Here is a 24,097-nt window from a genome sequence, read left to right as displayed (position 1 = left end):
GCTGAAACCTTTGTACTGCCAGAGCGGAGAGAAAGACATTATCCAAGGTGTGTGAAAAAGAGACCTAGTCGATACCCAGAGCGGAAACCAAAAAAAATGCTTGCCAGTTCTTAACTGACAAGCATTAGAGCGAATTAGCTCTCCTTTTTTTCTAACTAGCTAGTTTTAGCTTTTTTCTGCCACGCGTTCAAATACGCGCTTAACGGCAATACCGTAGGTATCACTAGCTTCTTCAGCACAGGTCACAACCGACTCAAGATCATTAAGATGACCATTTGCTAAGCCATAAACCCAACCATGAATTGTTAACTCTTGGCCTTTCGCCCAAGCATCTTGCACAATGTTAGTACGGCACACGTTACGTACTTGTTCGATAACGTTTAGTTCAATTAGGCTATTTAAACGCTCTTGCTCAGGTAATGCATTGAGTTGTTCGATGTGTTTTTCTTTTACATCACCTACGTGGCGTAGCCAGTTATCAATTAAGCCAAAACGTGCTTCGTTTAATACTGCTTGAACACCACCACAGCCGTAGTGACCAACAACCATGATGTGCTTCACTTTCAGTACTTCAACAGCGTATTGCATTACCGAAAGACAGTTATGGTCGGTATGCACAACAACATTTGCCACGTTACGGTGAACAAATAGCTCACCCGGTAATAAGTCTACGATTTCGTTTGCAGGTACACGCGAGTCAGAACAACCGATCCACAGGTACTCTGGATTTTGCTGCATTGATAGAATTTTGAAAAACTCAGGATCATTTTCACTCGTACGCGCTGCCCAACGTCTATTATTTTCGAATAAATTTTTTAACTTTCTCATTGCGCCTCTTTACGGTATTTAATAATTAGCTTGGATCAAGATATTCCTTGGTGTCAGCTGCTTTTCGCAAAACGTACTAACTGTTACTTGATACCCTTGTTGTTGCAAATATAAAGCACGATCGAGCACGAGCCAAACTTCAATTGCCCTTCTGAACACATGTCGGACGAGTTCAACTCGCTCAGTAACCCTTTTGCGCTTTTTACCTATTTCTAAAAATTTATTGTAATCAATGCCTTCTGGTAAAGGTAATGATTTTTTCCCAGCTGCCCACAAACAAAATGAGCTAAACGAATCAGAGAAGATCGCTTTGTTCACTGATGGCACACTCACATAGTGCATTTCACCGGTTATTGATTTACGTAACGCATCAAATCCAAGACGCCATTCAACCTCTGTTTTTCTTACCTTATCAACTCGGCTCGGTGCTGTTACCGTTTCTTGCAGCGCCAGTTTTAAATCGCGATGGGTAAGCGCAAGTTGGCTTTGCTTGGCAGTCTCGCTCATTGCTTGATAGGCGTTATCTGTGAATAAATGATAACAGCATGGTGAAAAACTGATTTGTTGGGTTTTCGCTTTGCTTGCTTGCTGCATAAATGTTTGATGCAAACGACCACAAGCATGCAAAGCAACTGCATGCTGCTGGCTTTCAAAAAAGTCATCTGTGTCATTGGTTAATACATCAGCTTGTGAAAACTGCATCGCCAATTGCTGTTGCTTAGCACTGTGTTGACCTTGGTCGCACAAGTGTTGTTGTAGCTCAATGCTATGTACACGTGGCGCACCATTGAATGCCAACATGCGACCTAAATGCCCTTTACCTGCGCACCACTCTAGAACGGGCTGGTTTAATGGCTGCTGACTGATCGCCGCAACAAAGTCTTGTAGTTGCTCAAACTTACGGCCTTTAATGCCATTACTTATCCAAAACGGAAATTCATTACGGGCAGCACTTATCGCTGGCAACTCACACAATTCAGCCAGCTTTTCGATGTGTTCGATTTCATCAGTAAAATAACGATATAAAGCCTGCTGATCGGCATCAAGTTCACTCACTTGTTGGTCATCAAGCGCCCATAATAAGTTGGCTAATTCAGGCCAAGGAAGATCATCAAAATCAAATGCGGTACATTGCCAGTATTGGCGTGTTGAAAATAGCAGTGCATCTAAGGCAGCAAAGTGCTCGGCAAGTGTCATAACTACTTAGCGACAAGAAATAAAAAGCAGTATAACAGATTTATCTTATTTAACGTCGGTTACTACTGATCAAACGAATGTACAATGGCACACATGCAATACTTAGAATGATGGCTAGGATCAGCATCCAAGATAGCTCAAATCCTTCTGTTTGTTGTTGATCATACATAAAGCCATCAAAAGCCTGATCAAACTCATCCTGATCTAAGCCATATAAATCTGCAATCAAACGCCACTTTGCCATCGACATATTGCCAAGATCAATGCCCGGTGGTTGGATATAGCTTGCTAACACATGCGCTTCATAGGCCAGCTCTTGTACGCTTTTATGGGTGGCATAGTGCTGCTTGGTTACATCGATGCTTTCTTCTAAATGTAATAAGGCATACCGCCACCCTTTTAAGCTGGCACGATAAAAGCGCTCAACAACCTCTGGCTTTTTCGCTAAAAACTGCTCAGAGGTATATAAAATATCGCCATACACATTCAAACCAAACTTTTGCGGGCAAATGAGTCGGTGACCGACTCCTTGTAATGTCATCGTGTAAGGCTCATTGGTGACATAAACTTGCACCGCATCTAAATCACCGGCAAGCCACTCTTTAATACCGCCTTCATGGCTAGCTGCCATCAAGCTTTCTAGGCTCAATCCAGCACGCTGTAACATTACCAGCAATTCAGCATTTTCAATTGAGCCGATTTTACTTAGCTTTTTACCAGCAAAGTCTCTTGGCTGAAAAATATCTGAGTTATTTTTTACCATCCAGCAGTAAGGTGAAAACTGCAGTATGGCTCCAAGGGCAACAACCGGTGCGCCTTGCTGACGCTTTTGTAATATGCCTGAGTGGGTAATGGCGAAGTCGGCTGTACCGCTTAATACTTTAGGGAAGGTATCTGGGTGGTTTGGATCAGCAGGAATAATAGAGACATCAAGGCCAGCTTCCTTATAAAAGCCTTTTTCAGCAGCCATATAATAGCCTGCAAATTGGAACTGGTGAGTCCATTTTAACTGTAAGCTAACTTTATCAGCACACTGTGCGCTCATAGAAAGTATTAAACAGATTAACCCTAATAGGCTTTTTATACCTTGCACGCATCATCCTTGCTTGAAACCGTGCATTAACTATAGGAAAAATAGAGAAAAAAACAAGGCTGCTAATTAGCAGCCTTATTCAGGTTTTATAACTAATTAGCCACTTTCACTGCGCTCAACTCCTGACCTTGGCTGGTTAGGAACTGGGTGAAACATGGATTGCTTGTTTCATCTTGAACGTTGTATCCCAAACGGTTCAAATGCTCATTGAATACTTCATAATCACTCGGTTCAATAGCAAAGGCCGCCAGCACATTACCAATCGCTCCACCATGGTTACGGTAATGGAATAAAGTAATATTCCAATTACTACCAAGAGTATCTAAGAATCGCGCCAGTGCACCTGGGTATTCAGGAAACTCAAAGCGTAATAAACGCTCATGAAGTTGAGCTGGCGCTTTACCACCCACCATATAACGAATATGCAATTTAGCCAGTTCGTTATCTGATAGATCGCAAAACGTGTAGTCGTTTTCTGTCAGTGCTGCTTTTAATTCATCAAGCTCTTGCTGCCCTTGCCTTAATGCAATACCAACAAAAATTTGCGCTTCGCCGGGACCTGCATAACGGTAATTAAACTCGGTGATAGCCCTGCCACCTAATGAGTTACAAAACTGCTTAAAGCTACCCTTTTCTTCTTTTATGGTCACGGCAAGCAGTGCTTCGTTCTTTTCACCGAGAGCCGTTCGCTCTGCAACATAACGTAAGCGGTCAAAGTTTAAGTTTGCACCCGATAAAATCGCAGCTACGTTTAAGCCTTTAACACCATTTTGTTGGCACCACTTTTTAAGGCCCGCTGTTGATAGCGCCCCTGAAGGCTCCGCTATAGCACGAGTTGAAACAAAGATATCTTGCATTGCGGCGCAGATTTCGTCGCCCGTTACAGTGACCACTTCATCACAAAACTTTTGCGCTAAACGAAATGTTTCTGTGCCGATAACTTTTACGGCTACACCATCTGCAAAGCTACCAACACGGTCAAGCTCAACGGGCTTGCCTGCTTCAAGCGCAGCTTTTAGGCAAGCACTCTCATCAGCTTCAACACCAATGACTTTGATATCAGGACGTAACGACTTAATGTACACCGCCATGCCTGCTAGCAAGCCACCACCGCCAACAGGAATAAAAACAGCATCAAGGTCATTCAATTGCTGCATTAATTCACGGGCAACGGTACCTTGGCCAACAATCACATCAGGATCATCAAACGGTGGCACAAACACCCCGTTACGCTGCTCTGTCAGCTCTAAAGCATGGGCTTTTGCCGCATCAAAATGATGGCCGTGTAATACCACTTCACCACCGAGTGAACGTACTGCATTCACTTTAATTTCTGGTGTTGTTACTGGCATCACAATCGTAGCTTTATGGCCTAAAAATGAAGCACTGAGTGCAACGCCTTGTGCATGGTTACCCGCTGAGGCTGTGATTACATCAGAACCTTTTGGCAACTTGCTTAGTTTATGAAAAGCACCACGAAGCTTAAATGAATAAACCGGTTGTTGGTCTTCACGCTTTAACCACACATGGTTGCCTAGCCGTGCACTAAGATCAGCCATTTCGCTGACCTCAGTGACTTTTGCAAGGGGCTCCATGTTCGCTTGGATGATAGCGCGAAAATAATCGAGCTCTTGAGAAACCATAATTAACTAAGCTCCTCAAGTTTTGCTAAATCGCGAACAGCTCCTTTGTCTGCACTGGTTGCAAGTAACGCATAAGCTTTAAGTGCAGATGAAACATAACGGTCACGATCAAGTGGTTTATAAGCATCTTTACCGCGTGCAAGTTGCTTTTGTTTACGCGCTTCAAGCTCTTCATCAGACAGCGCTAAAGTGATTTCACGGGTTGCGATATCAATGATTATTTTATCGCCATTTTCAACATAAGCGATTGCACCACCACTTGCTGCTTCTGGTGAAACATGACCAATTGATAAACCCGATGTACCACCCGAAAAACGACCATCGGTGATAAGCGCACATTTTTCACCTAAGCCCACTGATTTTAAGTAACTCGTTGGATACAGCATTTCTTGCATGCCTGGGCCACCTTTTGGTCCTTCGTAGCGAATTACCACAACATCACCGGCTTTTACTTCACCGTTAAGAATGCCTTCAACCGAATCATCTTGTGATTCGTATACAACCGCAGGGCCTTCAAAGTGCAGCATTTCTTCAACTACACCAGCACTTTTAACAATACAGCCATCAAGAGCTAAGTTACCTGAAAGTACAGCTAAGCCACCATCTTGACGAAAGGCATTTTCAACACTGCGAATACAGCCGTTTTCACGGTCATTATCAAGTTCTGGCCAGCGGCACTCTTGGCTCATTGCTTTTGTCGTACGGATACCAGCAGGGCCTGCTTTATAGAATTTTTGCGCCACTTCATTATTCGGATCGGTGGCATCCCATTTAGTCACCATTTCGGCCATAGTGTGACCTGCTACGTGATCAACAGTTAAATCGACAAGGCCAGCCTTACCTAGTTCACGAATAATTGCCATCATGCCACCAGCACGGTGCACATCTTCAATATGATATTTATTGGTTGCAGGCGCCACCTTACAAAGGAAAGGAGTTTTACGAGAAAGCTCATCGATGTGCGACATATCAAAATCAACACCCGCTTCTTGCGCTGCAGCTAATAAGTGTAAAACCGTATTTGATGAACCACCCATAGCAATATCAACTACCATTGCATTCATAAAGGCAGTGCGATTAGCAATAGCACGTGGTAATACTGCTGCATTATCTTTTTGATAATACTCACGGCATAAATCAACAATGCGCGCACCCGCTTCAACGTAAAGCTGTTTACGGTCTTTATGCGTAGCTAGTGTGGTACCGTTACCCGGCAGTGCTAAACCAATCGCTTCTAATAAGCAGTTCATTGAGTTGGCAGTAAACATGCCCGAACATGAACCACAAGTAGGACACGCTGAGCGCTCTACTTTTTCAGAGTCTTCATCGCTTACTGTGGTATCAGCGCCTTTTACCATGGCATCAACTAAATCAAGTTTAATGTCGATATCAGCTAGGCGTGTTTTACCCGCTTCCATTGGACCACCTGATACGAAAATAACCGGAATATTTAAACGCAGTGCTGCTAGCATCATCCCCGGGGTGATTTTGTCGCAGTTAGAAATACAGATCATGGCATCAGCACAGTGTGCATTAACCATGTATTCCACAGAGTCAGCAATTAAGTCACGCGATGGTAGTGAATAAAGCATGCCGCCGTGACCCATTGCGATACCATCGTCGATCGCAATAGTATTAAATTCTTTTGGTACACCACCGGCTTCGGTGATGGTTTCAGCCATTAGCTCACTAAGTTGGTTAAGGTGAACATGACCCGGTACAAACTGAGTATATGAGTTAACAACAGCGATAATTGGCTTACCGAAGTCTTTATCTGTCATCCCTGTTGCACGCCATAAAGCACGCGCCCCTGCACGTTTGCGACCTTCTGTTGTTGTTGCACTTCTTAATTTAGCCATAATTACCTCAGTTGTTGCAGTGGCATGCCACTGACTTCCTCATTCCTAATTTATTTCTCACTAAAGCATCAATCTGATTGCTCTAGTTACCTGTTGATTTTTACTAGATTGCTTGTTGTTGAAATTGGTTTTCAACATTGACGTGTTTCACATCAACCAATTTATTCAATTGTGATGTTAGTAGATAAATTGGCTTATCGCTGTCTACCGTCATAGTGACGTGAAACGCTTCATCTGCCATTTCTAAATTCATGGTTGTTAGGTCAAAGCCGCGATGACGTGCAACGCGTAAAAAGCGCTCTACAGCGACACTTTGATTCTTTAGCGCAATCGTTAGGGTGTGTTTCATTTTACTGTCTCCGTCATCATTTCATCATTGGCAGCACCCGGTGGTACAAGCGGCCATACATTTTCTTTATCATCTATGCAGGCATGCAGAATGTATGGACCTTCACTATTTACTAACGCATCAACTGCAGCATCGACTTCATCTGCTTTAGTGATGGTTTGACCTGGAATGCCAAACACCGCTGCTAACTGCACAAAATCAGGATTATCTGAAAGGTTTGTTTCAGAATAACGACCTTCAAAAAATAGCTGCTGCCATTGACGTACCATGCCTAAGCGCTGGTTATCTAGGATTAGAATTTTAACTGGCAGATTGTTACGGCGAATTGTTGCCAGTTCTTGAATGTTCATCATAATTGAGCCATCACCCGACACCGTGATCACAAAGTCATTTGGGCGCGCAACTTGGGCGCCGATAGCGGCCGGTAAACCAAAGCCCATGGTACCCGCACCACCACTACTTAAATGATTACTTGGGTGGCTAAACTTCATGTGCTGTGCCACCCACATTTGGTGCTGACCCACATCACAGCACACAACACCCGTTGATGGCATTTTTTGGCTTAGCTGGTTTAATAAATAAGGGGCAAATACTTTCTCGCCTGGATAGTCATAACGCCATGCATGTTCTTTCATCATGCTTTCGATGTGCGTTAACCACTCATCAGGCGTTACAAAACAATCAAGTTGCGGTAATGAGGTTTTTAAATCTGCGACTAGTGATGCTTTTGCAGGCTTACGCTTACCAACCTCTGCCGCGTCGATATCAAGGTGTATCACTTTTGCTTTTGCGGCAAACTTGCTTAAATTGCCAGTAACACGGTCGTCAAAACGAGCACCGATACAAACCAAAACATCACACTCTTGCACTGCTAGGTTAGCCGCTTTACCACCATGCATACCTAGCATGCCAAGGTCATATTCATAATCAGGTAATACACTGCCTAGCGCTTTTAGAGTTGATACCGCAGGCATGTGAGTTTTTTCTAAAAACTGCATAAGCTCGTTTTGTGCATCCGCAGCCTGTACGCCACCACCGATATACGCCACAGGGCGCTGCGCTTCACTTAAGATTTGGTTAGCTATCGCAACTTGGTTTGCGTCTAATTTAGGTAAATGATCTTCGGCGGCTAACCAAGGGTGGAATGGTACTTGCGCCATTTGGATGTCTTTTGGGATATCAACTAATACAGGACCTGGGCGGCCGCTTTGCGCTATGTGGATGGCTTCTTGTAGTATTTCGGCTAAATCTTCAGCCCTTTCAACCATGTAACTATGTTTAGTACATGATAACGACATACCTAACACGTCCACTTCCTGAAAGGCGTCGGAGCCTATTGCTGCGGTAGGTACTTGCCCTGTGATTGCAAGTAACGGCACTGAATCCATCATCGCATCAGCAAGGGCTGTTATTAAGTTAGTCGCACCAGGGCCTGATGTTGCAAAGCACACACCTAACTTGCCTGTGCTGCGGGCAAAACCTACAGCTGCAAAACCCGCTCCTTGTTCATGACGCGTCAAATAATGTTTGACTGGCGCACCGTACAAAGCGTCGTAAATAGGCATGATGGCACCACCTGGGTATCCAAAAATATCCTTAACGCCATGTTTGGCTAATAAATCGATTGTTAACTCTGCGCCTGTCATCGTAAATCCTCATTCCTCAGTGACATTGTGTATTTGCTGCGACTCAAACCTTAAAACGAAAAAGCCCCCCGGACTGTTAAGTGCGGGGGGCTTTTTAAATGCTTCACTTTTCTCTAAGCACTAACTAGCCCCCGCGGTAATAATAATCACCACGACGTTAATTAGAATTAGAGAAAGTTTGTTTGTAAGCATTTATCTGTAACCAAATTCTGTTCATTTGTAGCGGAAATCTAGCCATCCCGCTGTCTTTTTCTATTAGTACCGCGCTGGGGCCTGTAAGTCAACATAAAAATCAATTCAAAAAACAGGCTAAAAAGCAAAATTAAAGAAATAAATATTCAACAATTTCACATATGAAGATTTATATTTCACTATTTATTAAAAATTGAAATTTCATACCTCGTTATTTGCCATTATATGATTGATTAATTTTTAGCAATTAGATGTGATTTTTCTGCATAAAGCCGATTTAATTTAACGCCTCAAAGAAAAATTAGTTTAGTATTGAAAAAACCACGTTATGAAAAGGAAAGTTATGAAATTCGTCCAGCGTATAAATGCCCTGTTTTTTATGGTGCTACTGCTTGGTTTTAGCCAATATACACTTGCAGAGCCGGGGTTATGGAAAGTAGAAAAAAACGGCGTTGCTTCTTATTTATTCGGTACCGTGCATGTTGGCGATAACAGCATGAAAGGCTTGCCAAGTAAGGTAACAAAAGCACTCGATGACTCAGATAAAGTCATTGTTGAGGTGGATATCAGCGCCATTTCACCAATGGAAATGCAGCGTCGCTCATTACCATTTATGATGCTGAAAAATGGCAAAACCTTACAATCAGAATTATCACCAGAAAACTATGCAAAACTGCAAAAGTACTTTGCTGATAAATCAATTGATATTGCAATGTTTAAGAATTTAGCACCATGGGCGGTGATGGTCACCATGATGCAGATGGAGTTCCAAAACGTTGGTTTTTCAGATCAATACGGCATCGACAAGCAAGTACTTGCTTACGCTCAAGAACATAAAATATCTATTGGTGAGCTAGAAACTCTTGAACGCCAAATGGAAATGTTTGAGCACTTAGCAATTATGAATGACAAGATGATCGAAGAAACATTCGAGCAACTTGCAGACGTAGATACCTACTTTTTTGGTCTTATCAAGGCTTGGAAATCGGGTGATATGAAAACACTTACGCAGTTTTACAATGAAAGCTTTGATGACTCTCAATATGGTCAACTAAGCGAGCAAGTGATGTTGATAGACCGTAACAACGATTGGGTTAATCAACTATCGACTCGCATCGGTAAAGAAAAGCTGTTCATTGCAGTGGGCGCTTTGCACTTACCAGAGCAACACGGCTTATTGAAGCAATTAACAGATAAAGGTTTTACCATTACCCGTATCTAAATGATTTCAATTATTAAAAAAGCGCCTTATGGCGCTTTTTTTGTGAAATCTGCCATCTCTAAATAATTGTTGATACCGGCTATTTTGTCACTCGCGTGGTGATTAACATACACCACGGTGCTGGTGCCTGCAGCACAGATTTTTTCTATTAGTAATAACACGCGTTGCCTATTCGCTTCATCTAGGCCTAAGCAAGGTTCATCAAGGATCAATAAATTAGGGTGTTTAACCATAGCCCGAGCAATCAACAATAAACGCTGATCACCAAAAGACAGCTGGCTAAATGAACTGCTTTGCTTGTCACTTAATCCTAATAACGCTAACCATTTTTTGGCTATGGCAAGTTGCTTATCGGTGGCTTTTTGGTAAAGACCAATGCTGTCATAAAAGCCCGAAACAACCGTATTGAGCGCAGTGATACTCACCCGATAATCCATATGTAGCGCGTTAGAAATATAACCAATGTGTTGTTTAATTTGCCAAATACTCTCACCGCTTCCGCGCTGGTAGCCAAACACCTTGATATCATTGTTGTAACACTGCGGGTTATCACCAGTGATAAGGTTCAGCAAACAGGTTTTACCTGAGCCATTTTTACCTGTTAACTGCCAATGTTCGCCTTGGTTAATTTGCCAGTTTAGTTTTTCAAAGATAGCCTCGCCGCCATAACTCACTGCTGCGTTATTGAGCCTAACCAGCATAGAATCTGTGAGCGGAGGCGCTTGATGGTCAATATCAGCATCAGGTATTTGTAGCTGAGTATGCGTGAGATGCAATAGCTTGAGTAAATCATCGCGCTGCTCAGGTGAAGGCTTCGCTAATTGCTCTGTGACATGACCCTCTTTAACGTAGGCGTAATGATCAACAAAGTCAGGGATCTCAGTTAAGCGATTGAGCACAAAAATAAGGGTCGTTGTTTTGCTAAGCTCTGCGAGTAGCTGATTAAGCCCAGCCATTGCCATGACATCTAAGCCATCAAAAGGCTCATCAAGCACAAGTAAATCTGGTCGACCTATTATGGCTTGGATCAGCATCAGTTTGCGGGTTTCACCGGTCGATAAATCGCGAAATGCCTTGCTAAGTTTGTCACTAAAATCAAATAGGCTTATTAACTGCTGTAGCAAATCACTATCAAGCTGTTGCTCGTCTCGACCTGCAATAATTAACTCATAAACCTTACTCGACGGCGTAACGCCATCAATAATATCATCTTGATCTTTAGTTAGCTCAGCCGCAAGGAGCTGCTTTTGGCTGTCTGGCGAAACCAATGCTATACGCTCAAAGCTATTCTCATACTGGCCTTTTTCTATTTTCGCAAAACCGGCAATGGCAGCTGCCACGGCCGATTTACCTGCCCCATTCGCACCAAGTAAAACCCATTGCTGCAATGACGAGACATTGATATTGAGATCATCTAAATAATAAACGTCATTGCCCAGCCCCTTTAGGCTAGCTTTAACATTAACCAACTGCACTTGTTGCACTTTGAATCCTCATTCTAAGTTACCGTTAGCTTGACGTTACCGTATTCGATAAAAAATTAAAAATCGTTTAAACCTTTTTTGAACACAGCTGCGACTAAGGTATAAAAGGTCATCAACAGGAAACAGACAATGAAAAAATTACTTTGTGTAGCAGCTATAGGCTTAGCACTAACAACAACATACGCAATGGCAAAAGACTCACGTGAACTAAATCACAACTTTGCTGTGAGTGGCGCAAGCCAGCTTGATATTGATTTTCCGGTGGGCAGCTTAGAAGTCGAAAGCTATGACGGTAGCGAAGTCGTCGTTACAGTTCGCATTGAACCAAAAAGTGACAATAGCTGGTTCAGCTCTGATGTCGATTTATCAGATATTGAATTAAGCCACTCGCAAAGTGCCAGCTCACTTAGCTTAAAGCTAGATAATGACGACATTCAACAAAACTGGCATGTAAAAATTCCTAAATCGATGGCAATTGATGTTGAACTTGGTGTTGGCGATATTGAAATTAACGACGCAAGTAATTCAGTTGAGATTGAGCTTGGTGTGGGCGCGGTAAGAATTGATAGCGCGCTTGATGACTACAAACGTATCGAGCTTGATACAGGTGTGGGCGACACTAAAATACGTGGCTTAAAAAATGACGGGAACACCAGCCGTAAAGTGGTTAGCTCGCATTCAAGCTATCGTGGCAATGGCCAATACGATATTGAAGTCGAAGTGGGTGTTGGCGACATTAAAGTAACAAACTAATTTAACGCTTTGGTTATCCCTGTGAGCTCTCAGTAAATAAAATGCTGAGAGCTTTTTGCACTGAATCCAGCGTGATCGGTTTGTAAACGTGCAAGTTTGCTCCAAGTTCGTATACTCGTTGTAAATCATCATTCGATGTATTGGCTGTCACCACCAAAATTGGCACCTGCTGCCCCTGCTCATTACGAATAATATCAATCGCTTTAAAGCCATCCATAACTGGCATATTTAAATCCATAAAAATTAAATCGTAATGCTTATCTGAGGCTTTATCTGTGGCAATTAAACCATTTTCCGCCACATCAAAGCTGTAATTTAAATGGCTAACCATGCGCCCTAAAATGGTGGCGTTGAGTGGGTTATCTTCAACAATTAAACAATGTAAAGCTTTCGGCAGCGGCGCTGGCATTGCTGATTTAGGCGTGCTTTCTAGTTCTAAATTAATTAACACTTTCACACCTTGTGGCTCAGCATTAAGAAATTGGATTTTTCCTTTTAATGCTTTCACAATGTGCATAACTCTAAGCAATCCCGTTTTTAAGCCTTGAAAGTGTTGCTCTGAGTCATTTTCGTAGCTAAGTAAATCTGTCGGCGGCTTTTCAAAGCCTTTACCGTTATCTTGTATTTCCATTACAAAGTGCTGCTCACCTTGGCATGCAGCGGTTACGGCAATACGGCCTTGGCTTGGAGTAAATTTAACGGCATTGTTAATGATTTCAGCAACGATTTGCGTCAACCTTGCATGGTCAGTGCTCACCTCTTTATCGAGTGAGTCAGCTAAGTTCACGCTCAAGGTAATACCTTTATCGTTACAGGCATATTCATAGGGTGAGATAGCTTGCTTTAATGTTGATAACAAATTGCTGCTAGTAAAACTTAACTGCCATTCACCCGAGGTTAGCTGCTGTAAATCCATTAATTCGTCTAGCATGGCCACCAGCCTATTAACGCAATAAAGCGCCTGCTGTTTAGTCAGCTGCTGACTGTCGCTGATATCAAGCGCTTCGATGGATGCGGTTAAACCTTGCAATGGTGTTCTAAATTCATGACTAGTACGGGCAATAAAGCGCTCTTTATTTTTATTAACACGCTCAGCGAACTCTTTTTGTTCTTTGTACTTAGCAATATTTTTAGTGACCAGTTTCTCCATAGGTTTAAAAATGAAAAATAGCTCAAATGCTAATAACGTCATGGCGAGCAACCAAAACAATAACTCTAGCACCGCCAAAAACGTGACTTTCTGAACTGATTTTTGCTCGAGTAACTTAACCGCTTGGTCTAGCTTTGTGAGCAGTGCTTCAAGCTGATTGCTAACAAATGTTGAGCGGTCCACATAGGCAAAATCATCGGTATTGTTTAATAGCTGCTGTGCTTTACTCACATAGCGCTTTACATGTTCATCTAACGCGGTCGGCGGCGAGAAATAATGGGCCTCAAGCGCCTCATTTAAATGAATATAGTGACCTTGCTCATCTTGCTGAATTAAAAATTGATGCCCTGCAATAAATTGCTCAACCGCTTGTTGCAATAGCCTTCGGTGTTGCTGTTGAAAATGATCGGATTCATGATAAATGAGTGCATTGCCATACAAGGCAATTTTTTGTGACAGCATACGTTGTTTACCGGCAATATTGATGACCTTGGCATCACCCTTTTGGATATACAAAAGGCTCTGTATCAAGATAGCTGATACAGAGATCAATATGGCAATCGCCAATAACCCCCAGCGATATCGTTTTCGGATATCTGTGACTAGCTGCAACATGCTTTACTCATTATTTTTTAAAATAATTGTAGTTCATAGAATACAAGAAAGCCCACTTGAAGTGGGCTTTAAACATGATAGTTAACAGAAATTTATCGATTTTCGAGTCGGTTATAGTCAAATAACCCAAATTCAACGCCGCGATACTCTTTCGCTACACGGTGTAAAATATCGCTGTATTGCCAAAACTGTGGATGTGTTCGGCGAATAGCAAACTCACTTTTCAGATCTCTGTAAGCTACTTCATCTGTTGCTTTAGCAAGCCCAGCTACAAAAGCTGCAACCTGCTGATCATTGTGCAAGTACCAAATGGCTTCTGGGTAATCACCTATAAACCCAGGCACAATCGTTACTGTATCTTCGTCATAAGCTCGTTGCCCTTCTTCATTCAATAAGCTCGAAATATTGTAATGAGCATTATGGTGGATCAGGGTATAGGCCTTGTGCTTATCATCGCCATCTTTGACTAACACAAACGAAATTTGCGGTAGCAAATTCACAGCTTTAACCGGAAGGTTGTTAATTTTAGCAAGCGGCTCAGGTACTTTCGTATAGTCGTAACGAGGGCTCAATATTGGCTTCAGTTTCGCTTTTAGCATATTGAACAACTCAGACTGCGGATCCATTGTTTTATATTCAATACCCGTAGGTTGACTAAATGACAATTCATCCTCAAAGAAGCTCGTTAAGCTAGGTGGCGATTTACGATACCACTGGGCTTTAATTTCTTTGCGCTTAGCTTCTGGTAATAATGCAAGGTAGTTTGCTTCACCTTCTAAGCGTAAAAAGTCCATGTACAAACGAGTTAATAACTGATGACCAATGTTGCCATAAACATCAAAACCCGCCACCAGCAAGTAATGAATACGTTCAAATAGTGCGTAGTCGAGTATCCAGGCGGTTTTTGGTTGCTGGCCTATCCAGCCTTTTACAACTGTTGCGCTATCAAAGTGGCGGAACACTGTAAGTGCTGCATTTTGGTTATGGCCATCACCCTGCCAAAGTAAATCGGTTGTTAGGTGCTGACCGTTCTCAAACATCTTATTAGCCAGTGCAACTTTGGCTGACAAATATTTGTTTTGGCGTTTTGAATACTTCACCCAACTAGAAATCGGCAAGGCATTGCTTTCTTCTTCAGCTGGTAATGCTAAGGCATCTTCATGTTGTAACAACAATTCACCCACTTTAGGTGTCGCCGCCATTTCAGGTTTAGCAAATCCTACCCAGAACTGGTCGTTTATCACGTTTAACGCGATTTGACCTCTACAAACAGGCCCTTTAATAAAGCCCATAATAATAAGCTCAGCTTCATCAAGCATAAACTGATAACGTGAGTTGACTGGGATTGCAGCAAAGGCTTTAAATGGGTTTGAAGCCACTTCTGGTTTATAGCTTGGCAGTTTATTTACTTGATAATCAGCTTCAATAAATTGCGAATGGATGCGTGCAAGCTTTTCGTCATTTAATGCTAAAGGTAAATGTGTTTTCGCTAAAATAGTCGAGCGATCATGCATTAAACGGTAGTAAACACGCTCAACTTTAGGGTCTTCATAAGGGCGACGGGTGCTAATGTGTTTGATCTCTTCACCCGGTGGCGTTGAAGAGCGAACCAGCTTAAAGTAGCTGTGTTTATCGCCATGCTCAGGGAAGTAAATATGCGCTAAATACCAGTGCTCATAAATATAGCGAGCAGCCAACTGATGCTTTAAACCATCTTGATTTAAAAATGCTTCCCAACGTTCGACTTGTTTGAGTACACCCTTTTCAGGAGGCTCGATATGAGCTAAATAACCGCCCTTCTTAAGCCACTTAGCAAGATGCTGAAACTCTTCACTCGAGATACCCGGTAAACCATAAGGCATACCACTATGCGGACTATCTTTAGCAAATGAGTCAAACTCATTCATTGTGGTACATGTTTGCTCACGGTCGAGTGAAAAATCAAACTCATCGCCTAAAATTGCTTGCTTAGGCAGTGGGCTGCTTTGCTTAAGTACTAAGGCATTATAAAGCACACTACCGGCAAGGTTCGCTTCTTCGGTTTGAGCTCGCTCATTAAGTACTGGGGTAAAGCCTTTTTCACGCCACTGGGCGGTACTTGTCGCATCAAACAGCAAGCGGCTTGGCTCTTGCGCTAGTAAACGTGTGCCGTCATAAACTCGCTCTTTACTTAAGCCGCGGTCGATACCTTCCACAGAAGATAACTTAAGCTGACACGGTGCATCATAGCAGCCATGACAAACCACACAACGAGTGTCGAGTACAGGCTTTACATCACTTAAAAACTCAGCACCTTCAAGTGTTGATGCTGCAACCACGCGCTGTTGTGGTTGTTCTTTACCAAACAGTTCATCGTAATGAGCGGCACCTAAATATGCACAGCCACTTAATAGAATAAGGCCAAATACGGTGGTGAGGAGTTTTCTCATCCTTCCTCCTCGATATCTTCAACGTCATCACCTAAATCGAAGGTTGGCATCATATCGACTTGCGGCGACACAAAGGTTTGGTCGTTGTCGCAGCTAAGCATCGCGCTTAATAGTGGCCCACGAACGAGTGTCAGCTGCGCATCATGCTCACCATCAATCAATGCTTGATAGTCATCATTTAACGCTTCAAGACGGTATTCATTAATGGCAATTGCGACACTGCTATCAACAGCTGGGTTTTGGCAAAGCTGCGCGAGTAACTCTTCGCTTAGCGTTACATGTAATAGTAAATCTGGAGATTCGATATCGCGGCTGTGAAGGTTTTCATCGAAATAAAAAAGAGGAAGGGTTAAATCGCTATTTTGCTCTAATTCCATGTGCTGCTCTCTACATCAAAATGACTTTTAATTGTACGAGTATAGCAAACTATAAGTTCAATAATTAGCGAAACTTATCAGCCGTTAGCAGCTTTTTAGCTGCTAACTAATCGAATTATAAAAACAGTGAACAATGCATTACCAAGGTAGCGTTTCGCCGTTTGAATGCCAAAACCCACCTGTGTTGCTAAGGTTTAATTCGTCAATCCGCTTGATGAGCCGCTCTGCGGCAGTTTCAGGGCTAATGTCGCCAGCAAAATTAACCATTTGCGTTTGTACAAAGCCCGGATGAAATAACCCTACGGGAATTTTTTTATCTTTTAGCTCATGGGCTAAACTAACACTGGCAGCATTAAGTGCCGCTTTTGACATACGATAACCAATATAACCGCCCGAGCCATTATCAGCAATTGAGCCCATGCGCGACGTGATCATCGCCACTTTGGCATCAATACCTAAGCTTTGCTGTAATGCATGAGTAATACGAATAGGTGCAATACTATTCACGCTGATTTGTTTTTCGATGGCAGCAAAGTCCATATCAGCTAATGTTTCATTATGAAAAATACCGGCGTTGTTAACCAAAATATCAATCTTGTCGCCGTGTAAGTAATTGGCAAGTGTTGCAACATCATCGGCGTTAGATACATCAATGTCGCTAATAATTTTCACATCGAGTGCTTGAAGCTCCTCACTTGGCGTGCGAACCACTGCAGTAACACGGTAACCTTTGGCTGAATACTGTTTACAAAAATTAAGACCAATACCTTTATTGGCCCCCGTAACCACCACATGCTTAGTCATCAATCTGCTCCTTAGTAGGCTTTTTTATACCCAAACCACCTCAAGGTGCGAGTTTGTGCATTTTGAGGAGGCTTAGATATATATACCTTGGGACAGATTGGCAAAAACCAAGGGCTTAAGTTAATTCATCAATGGTTGATTTAAGAATAGAAAATACGGCCCCTTGCGGATCGGTAATCACACTAAAGCGCCCAACATCTGGAATGTCTGTTGCTGGCACACAAATAGCGCCATTAAGCTGCGTTGCTTTAGCGACTGCCTGATCGCAATCTGCTACCGCAAAATACGGCATCCAATGGGGTGGAATATCATCTGGCCATTCATTGGTCATCTCAAGCATGCCTGCTATCGGTTGCTCATCAATGGTAAATAAAGTGTAATCCATCCCCTCCATTGGTTTCACCTCAAACTGCCATCCGAATAACTGACAATAAAAGTCGCGGCTTTTTTGCATGTCTTTCGACACAAGCTCAAACCAGTAAGGCAGGTTAAGCTCTTGTACTCGTTTTGCCCCGATATGCTCACCGGCTTGCCATAAGGCAAATGTTGCACCGCCTGGTTCTTGAAGCATCACCATGCGACCTGCCGTCATAACATCATGTGGCCCTGCCAATACAGTTGCACCTAATGATTTTGCCAGCTCAGTACTTTGGTCAACATTATCAACAGCAATGTACAATAACCAATGGGTTGGCATCTCGCTCATACTTTCTGGCAGTTGATACATAGCGGCAATATCATCACCTTGTTTTTTCAGCATGGTGTAATACATATCTTCGCCTATCGGCTGGTCATCAAAGCCCCAGTCAAAAAGTTGCGTATAAAACTGCTTTGCAGCTTGCCAGTCTTTCGCGCATAACTCGGCCCAGCAGAAAGTACCTGCGGGGTGTTTTGTATTTATTTTTGTCATGGCTGTTCCTCCTTGGTTAAACTTAAGCAACAATGGCACAATTTACCAATCAAACCAGACAATAGTTGTGACACTTCGTTGAAGTAAGTAGTTTTGCCTTAGCTAAACAGACAATGAACAGCTCTAGCTAACGCTGAGTTACAGTGACAAAAATGCCGCTAAAAAAGCGGCATTGTAATAACTAATTAGTGATGATGCCCATGCTCACCTTTGAGCTGATTACCTTGCGCATCATAAAAACCGCTCGCGCCATGCTCAACAAACCCTAAGTTGATCATTTTAGCTAAAAATGGATCGCTTTCATTATCACCGATATCTGCGTAATCGGTCGTTTGATAGTTATCCCATTTCGCAAATTCTGCCTGAATCTTTTGCTGGTTGTGATGACTGGCTGTTAAAGCAATTTCACGGCTATAAGTTGGTGTTGAAATACGAATTGCTTTGAGTAACTTTTGATTGGCAAGCCAGCTTAGCTCTATTTTGCTCTCACCCTGCTGTTGTGTGTAATATTCTGTTAGTTCACAGCCTTCACCCGTACTTTTTTGGTGCGTCATTGACGCTAAAAACTTATCGCTTACTAACTGATATTTGCTACTCCAATCTTGCTCACCTTGCACTTCCGATGGTTGATACTCAATACCACGCTGGGCATGCTGAAAATAACGAATTGGGCGAATTTGTTGATTGCGCAACTGTTGCCATAATTCAATAAACTGTGGATTCTGCTTAGCCACCTGGTGAGGCGTACGCCAAAGGGTAAAGGTGTTTTCAGTATGCTGCTTATTAGCAACTATATCTGTTGTGACCGTATAGTCTGCTTGCGTAAAACCGGTGTTCATATCGCATTGCCCTGCAACAGCAAGTGGGCTAAGTAATGAGGCAAGTAAGATGGCTGCTTTCACGGGATTCTCTTTTTTGTCTTGGTTTTCAGTATAACTAATTGAGTAAGGGAGGCTCAGAGCCTCCCAAGCACTTATTACTGTGCTAATTTAGCATCGGCTTGTTTAACAAGGTCAGCGGCATAATCCATAACATGGAAAATAAGGCTTTGCTCATTAGTGCCTGTTACTAAATGTGCACCTGGGCCTACTGCATACACACCTACATCTTCTGCTGCGTGTGTTTCAGATCCCAGTGGTACGACGGCTTCTTGGTGGAAACCAGGTGTTGTTGTGTCAACATCAGTTAGATCTACACGACCCGTTACCGGCGCAAAGTTATAGCCTGCATCAGCATCAGTCTCATCACCTAAGTTGCGGAAACCGCCACCATTGGTATAACCAACTGTTGTGTATGGCATGTTATCTGCTGCAAGTGATGGTTCATCACTACCCACAGGTACCACTTTACCTAAGATTGGGTTACCACGTTTTGGGTAGCCTGCAATAGTAAATACGTGGCTGTGGTCAGCTGTAACTATAATTAGCGTGTCTTCAATGCTGGTTTTATCAAGAGCAACTTGGACTGCTTTTGAAAGCGCAACTGTGTCGCTTAGTGCATTGTAAGCATTACCCGCGTGGTGCCCGTGGTCAATACGGCCAGCTTCAACTGTTAGCATGAAACCATTGGCGTTGTTATCTAATACATCGATTGCTTTAGCTGTCATTTCAGCAAGTGAAGGCTCGCCCGCTACATCGTTTGCGCGATCTGCTTCGTATTGCATATGTGATTCATTAAATAAACCAAATACGCGCTCTGTTGACTCTGCATCGATTGCATCAAAACCAGCTTGGTCCATCACATATTGACCTGCTGGGTATTTAGCTTTCCATTCAGCTGTTAGGTCGCGACCATCTGTACGGTCACCTTCTACTGAGCTCACAGCATCAGCAGAATTAAAAGCAGCGTCTTTCGGTAAGAAATGACGACGACCACCGCCCATGACAACTTCTAAACCATCAACATCTAAGCCTTCGTAGCGTGCTTCTAGGTTTGCTTCAAAGTTAACTAACTGCGATGCAATATCTTCACAGCCAGCGGTAACTGCCGCTTCTGGCATATCTGATACGTCTTCCCAGTTACGGTCAGCCGATTTTGCATACGTTGCTGCAGGCGTTGCGTGAGTGATACGCGCTGTCGAAACAATACCAGTCGACTTACCGGCAATCTCAGCAAGCTCAGTGGCTGTAACTAGTTCATTACCTGCAACCGTTGCACAGTTACCACGCTCGATGTCCTCATCAACACCGATAACGCCAGCATCCGTTTTTACGCCCGATGCCATTGCTGTCATCGTACCCGCAGAATCAGGTGTTTGCGCATCAACGTTATAGGTTTTAGCAAACCCTGAGAATGGTAGTGTTTCAAAGCTAAGCTGATGCTCTTCACCTAACTTACCTTCAAGCTGACCGGCCATGATACGTGCTGCCGTCACGGTTGAAATACCCATGCCGTCACCAACAAACAGAATCACGTTTTTCGCTTTACCTGACTCTTTTACAACGGCAGCAATGTTTTCTTCGCTAGTAGCGACTTTAACTTGTGCTGACTTGAACCATTCATTATCGGTCAACGGCGCTAATTGCGATGCCGTTAACGACGTTGCTGGTGCATTACATGCAACGGTTGTATCCGTTACTTCTGCTGAGTCTAGCTCACCGTTATCGTTACTATCTTCACCGGTTAGGGTTTCTGTACCACCGTTTACGCACTGCTCAGAACCAACAGCTAATGTATTTTCAACGGTTAATGTTTTTGGTGAGTTGTCATCGTCATCAGAACAACCCGCTAACGCCACTACTACAGCAAGAGAAATTAAATTTAGTTTTTTCATCGTCGTCGCCATTATTCTTCAATTAGTTCTAGAGCTTGGTTAATGATGTGGAAAATTACGTTTTGTTCCACAACGCCTTGTGCTAGTTGCGCACCTGGACCTTTTGCATGAAGTGAAATATCTTCACCCGCATGAGTCTCAGAACCTAATGGCACAGTGGCTTCTTGGTGATAACCAGGCGTCGTCGTATCAACACCCGTTAAATCAACACGACCTGCAAATGCCGCTTCGCTATATGATGCATCTGCATCAGTTTCATCACCTAAATCGCGAAAACCTAAGCCATTTGCATAACCAACTGTGGTGTACGGCATACCATCTGCCGCAAGGCTTGGCTCTTCGCTACCAATGGCAACCACTTGACCTAAGATTGGATTACCGCGCTTTGGATAACCCGCGATAGTAAATACGTGGCTGTGGTCAGCAGTAACAAGAATAAGTGTTTCTTCTGGGTTGGTGTTCTCTACTGCTGTTTGCACTGCTTTGGCAAATTCAACGGTATCGTTTAACGCGTTATAAGCATTGCCCGCATGGTGGCCATGGTCGATACGACCAGACTCAACGGTTAAGAAAAAGCCTTTTTCATTGCTCTTTAAGATGTCGATCGCTTTACCTGTCATTTCAGATAATGACGGCTCACCCGCTACATCGTTAGCGCGATCTGCTTCGTATTGCATGTGTGATTCGTTAAATAATGCAAATACACGTTTGCTGTCAGCATTTAGCGTATCGAAGCCAGCTTGGTCCATAACGTACTTACCATCAGGGTACATTTCTTGCCATTCAGCAGTTAGGTCTCGCTCATCAGTACGGTCACCTTCTACTTCACTGACTGCATCAGCTGAATTGAACGCTGCATCTTTCGGTAAGAAGTGACGACGACCACCGCCCATCACAACTTCAAGACCATCAACGTCAGTGCCTACGAAGCGTGCTTCTAGATTCTTTTCGAAATTAACAAGTTGTGAGGCGATATCTTCACAACCGGCTTCTACAGCATCAGCTGGCATGTCTGACACGTCTTCCCAGTTACGGTCAGCCGATTTTGCATAGGTTGCAGCTGGTGTTGCGTGAGTAATACGTGCCGTTGAGATAACACCTGTTGCTAGACCTTTAATTTCTGCCAGCTCTGTTGCGGTAATTAACTCATTACCCGCAACAGTTGCACACTCGCCACGCTCGATATTTTCGTTTACACCAATTACACCTACATCGGTTTTAACGCCTGAAATAATTGCTGTCATTGTGCCTGCAGAGTCAGGTGTTTGCGCATCAACGTTATAGGTTTTGATCTGCGCTGAATAAGGGAATTCTTCAAAGCTTAGTAAGCCTTCTTCGCCTAACTTGCCTTCCATTTGTCCCGCCATGATACGCGATGCAGTCAGCGTTGAGATACCCATACCATCGCCAACAAATAAAATGACATTTTTAGCTTTAAATGTTTGCTCAGCCTGAGCCGCCGCCTCTTTTTCTGTTAATTTTGTTTCAGCAGCACTATACCAATCATTTTGTTTTTGACTGTCTGGTAACACACCTGCATTGGCCGTCGCTGACAATGCCAACGTTAAACCAATTGCAGTAGCAATTTTATTAATTTTCATCGTTACGTTCCGTTAGTACGTTATTTTAAGAATTTGAGTGCTAACTAAACTGCACTTGGATAATTAGCGCAGCCATACTAAGAAGGCATTGTTACTAAAAAAGTGAGTTTTCATGACGAAATGATGAAACCCAAAACAACTTTAGCTATAGGTAAGTAATTAGTTTTAGAAGAAATAATAGAGTTAGTTACTAGGTGTGAGTTAGCGAGGGCAAAGGCTCTTGGTTCTAGGTCAAGCATAACCTTGGGAGTGCTTTAAGGTGGTTTGGGTTTACCAAAGAAAAGGTTTACATGGTTTGTGTTGGGTTTCGATACGCTCAAACCAACCTACCCGAAGAATGAATAGGGCGAATACCGAGTGAGATACCACACAAACCAACCCCACCAATCTAATCTGACGTCTGAAAGCTGACAGCTGATAGCTTTTCTACAGGCATTAAAAAAGGCCGCCTGGGCGACCTTTTTATAAGCTGTGAAGCTCTATCTGTTGATATTACTCAACGATAGTTGCAACAACACCAGCACCAACTGTACGGCCACCTTCACGGATAGCGAAGCGTAAACCTTCGTCCATCGCGATTGGGCAGATTAGCTCTACAGTCATCTTGATGTTATCACCAGGCATTACCATTTCAACGCCGTCTGGTAACTGTACGTCACCTGTTACGTCAGTTGTACGGAAGTAGAACTGTGGACGGTAACCTTTGAAGAATGGAGTGTGACGACCACCTTCATCTTTAGAAAGTACGTATACTTCTGAAGTGAACTTCGTGTGTGGAGTGATTGAACCAGGCTTAGCTAGTACTTGACCACGTTCAACGTCTTCACGCTTAGTACCACGTAGAAGTGCACCGATGTTCTCACCCGCACGACCTTCGTCTAGAAGCTTACGGAACATCTCAACACCTGTACAAGTTGTCTTCGTAGTTTCTTTGATACCTACGATTTCAACTTCGTCATTCACGTTGATGATACCAGCTTCAACACGGCCAGTTACAACAGTACCACGACCTTGGATTGAGAATACGTCTTCGATAGGCATGATAAATGGCTTATCGATGTCACGCTCTGGCTCTGGGATGTAAGAATCTAGTGCTTCTGCAAGCTCAACGATTTTGTCTTCCCACTCTTTCTCGCCTTCTAACGCTTTAAGCGCTGAACCTTGGATTAGTG

The 24,097-nt window shown here is 43.1% G+C and carries 19 protein-coding genes; 2 read left to right on the top strand and 17 right to left on the bottom strand.

The genetic code is table 11. The features are described from left to right. Positions 1-165: 165 nt before the first annotated feature. From can to ilvG, 7 genes are all read right to left on the bottom strand, one after another. Positions 166-828 carry a carbonate dehydratase gene (gene can / locus ABMY41_RS17925; protein ID WP_062568501.1) on the bottom strand — a complete coding sequence of 221 codons (663 nt, stop codon included), beginning with the start codon at positions 826-828 and terminating at the stop codon, positions 166-168. An 18-nt stretch (positions 829-846) separates the two neighbouring features. Then, positions 847-2,025, bottom strand: coding sequence for a methyltransferase (locus tag ABMY41_RS17920; RefSeq protein WP_289098166.1), 1,179 nt, complete (start codon positions 2,023-2,025; stop codon positions 847-849). A gap of 49 nt (positions 2,026-2,074) precedes the next feature. Then, on the bottom strand, positions 2,075-3,070 hold the full coding sequence (locus ABMY41_RS17915; protein WP_349275712.1) for an ABC transporter substrate-binding protein: 996 nt from the start codon (positions 3,068-3,070) through the stop codon (positions 2,075-2,077). 140 nt (positions 3,071-3,210) lie between these two features. Beyond that, entirely contained in the window at positions 3,211-4,761 is a 1,551-nt protein-coding gene (gene ilvA, locus ABMY41_RS17910; protein WP_251601271.1) for a threonine ammonia-lyase, biosynthetic, read from the bottom strand. A 2-nt stretch (positions 4,762-4,763) separates the two neighbouring features. Then, positions 4,764-6,620, bottom strand: a complete 1,857-nt coding sequence (gene ilvD, locus ABMY41_RS17905) for a dihydroxy-acid dehydratase (RefSeq protein ID WP_175080896.1) — start codon at positions 6,618-6,620, stop codon at positions 4,764-4,766. A 103-nt stretch (positions 6,621-6,723) separates the two neighbouring features. Next, the gene (gene ilvM, locus ABMY41_RS17900) at positions 6,724-6,969 is read right to left on the bottom strand and encodes an acetolactate synthase 2 small subunit (protein ID WP_054554110.1); all 246 of its coding nucleotides are present in this window, start codon (positions 6,967-6,969) and stop codon (positions 6,724-6,726) included. Further along, a complete protein-coding gene (ilvG, locus tag ABMY41_RS17895; RefSeq protein ID WP_349275709.1) occupies positions 6,966-8,615 on the bottom strand; it encodes an acetolactate synthase 2 catalytic subunit in 1,650 nt (549 codons plus the stop codon). Before ilvG ends, ilvM begins: the two co-directional genes overlap by 4 nt. Positions 8,616-9,150: 535 nt before the next feature. On the opposite strand from ilvG, the gene ABMY41_RS17890 reads away from it, so the two are divergent. Further along, entirely contained in the window at positions 9,151-10,029 is an 879-nt protein-coding gene (locus tag ABMY41_RS17890) for a TraB/GumN family protein (RefSeq protein ID WP_289098170.1), read from the top strand. 26 nt (positions 10,030-10,055) lie between these two features. Here ABMY41_RS17890 and modF read toward each other — a convergent pair whose 3' ends face one another. Next, entirely contained in the window at positions 10,056-11,513 is a 1,458-nt protein-coding gene (gene modF / locus ABMY41_RS17885; RefSeq protein ID WP_349275706.1) for a molybdate ABC transporter ATP-binding protein ModF, read from the bottom strand. A 129-nt stretch (positions 11,514-11,642) separates the two neighbouring features. On the opposite strand from modF, the gene ABMY41_RS17880 reads away from it, so the two are divergent. Beyond that, the gene (locus tag ABMY41_RS17880; protein WP_349275705.1) at positions 11,643-12,266 is read left to right on the top strand and encodes a hypothetical protein; all 624 of its coding nucleotides are present in this window, start codon (positions 11,643-11,645) and stop codon (positions 12,264-12,266) included. 13 nt (positions 12,267-12,279) lie between these two features. On the opposite strand, the gene ABMY41_RS17875 is transcribed toward ABMY41_RS17880, so the two are convergent. The 9 genes from ABMY41_RS17875 to ABMY41_RS17835 all read right to left on the bottom strand — a co-directional run. Beyond that, positions 12,280-14,031 carry a response regulator gene (locus tag ABMY41_RS17875; RefSeq protein ID WP_349275703.1) on the bottom strand — a complete coding sequence of 584 codons (1,752 nt, stop codon included), beginning with the start codon at positions 14,029-14,031 and terminating at the stop codon, positions 12,280-12,282. A 92-nt stretch (positions 14,032-14,123) separates the two neighbouring features. Then, the gene (locus tag ABMY41_RS17870) at positions 14,124-16,460 is read right to left on the bottom strand and encodes a fatty acid cis/trans isomerase (protein WP_289098173.1); all 2,337 of its coding nucleotides are present in this window, start codon (positions 16,458-16,460) and stop codon (positions 14,124-14,126) included. Beyond that, complete coding sequence (locus ABMY41_RS17865; RefSeq protein WP_055198464.1) at positions 16,457-16,837, bottom strand: hypothetical protein; 381 nt, start codon at positions 16,835-16,837, stop codon at positions 16,457-16,459. The genes ABMY41_RS17870 and ABMY41_RS17865 overlap by 4 nt, the downstream gene beginning before the upstream one ends. A gap of 138 nt (positions 16,838-16,975) precedes the next feature. Beyond that, positions 16,976-17,641: an SDR family oxidoreductase gene (locus tag ABMY41_RS17860; protein ID WP_349275700.1), complete on the bottom strand. Its 666-nt coding sequence runs from the start codon at positions 17,639-17,641 to the stop codon at positions 16,976-16,978. A 115-nt stretch (positions 17,642-17,756) separates the two neighbouring features. After that, the gene (locus tag ABMY41_RS17855) at positions 17,757-18,551 is read right to left on the bottom strand and encodes a VOC family protein (RefSeq protein ID WP_175083367.1); all 795 of its coding nucleotides are present in this window, start codon (positions 18,549-18,551) and stop codon (positions 17,757-17,759) included. Between the two features lie 185 nt (positions 18,552-18,736). Further along, a complete protein-coding gene (locus ABMY41_RS17850) occupies positions 18,737-19,453 on the bottom strand; it encodes a hypothetical protein (RefSeq protein WP_252949353.1) in 717 nt (238 codons plus the stop codon). 74 nt (positions 19,454-19,527) lie between these two features. Then, positions 19,528-21,324 carry an alkaline phosphatase gene (locus ABMY41_RS17845; protein WP_175081067.1) on the bottom strand — a complete coding sequence of 599 codons (1,797 nt, stop codon included), beginning with the start codon at positions 21,322-21,324 and terminating at the stop codon, positions 19,528-19,530. 11 nt (positions 21,325-21,335) lie between these two features. Beyond that, complete coding sequence (locus ABMY41_RS17840; RefSeq protein WP_175083366.1) at positions 21,336-22,925, bottom strand: alkaline phosphatase; 1,590 nt, start codon at positions 22,923-22,925, stop codon at positions 21,336-21,338. A 492-nt stretch (positions 22,926-23,417) separates the two neighbouring features. After that, positions 23,418-24,097, bottom strand: a 680-nt coding sequence (locus tag ABMY41_RS17835; protein ID WP_349275697.1) for an EF-Tu/IF-2/RF-3 family GTPase, incomplete at its 5' end; no start/stop codon positions are given.

It is taken from the genome of Pseudoalteromonas sp. BZA4 (genome assembly GCF_040104395.1).
Classification (GTDB): Bacteria; Pseudomonadota; Gammaproteobacteria; order Enterobacterales; family Alteromonadaceae; genus Pseudoalteromonas.
Note: the sequence above shows the minus strand (reverse complement) of the source record. Positions and strands in the feature narration are given on the sequence as shown.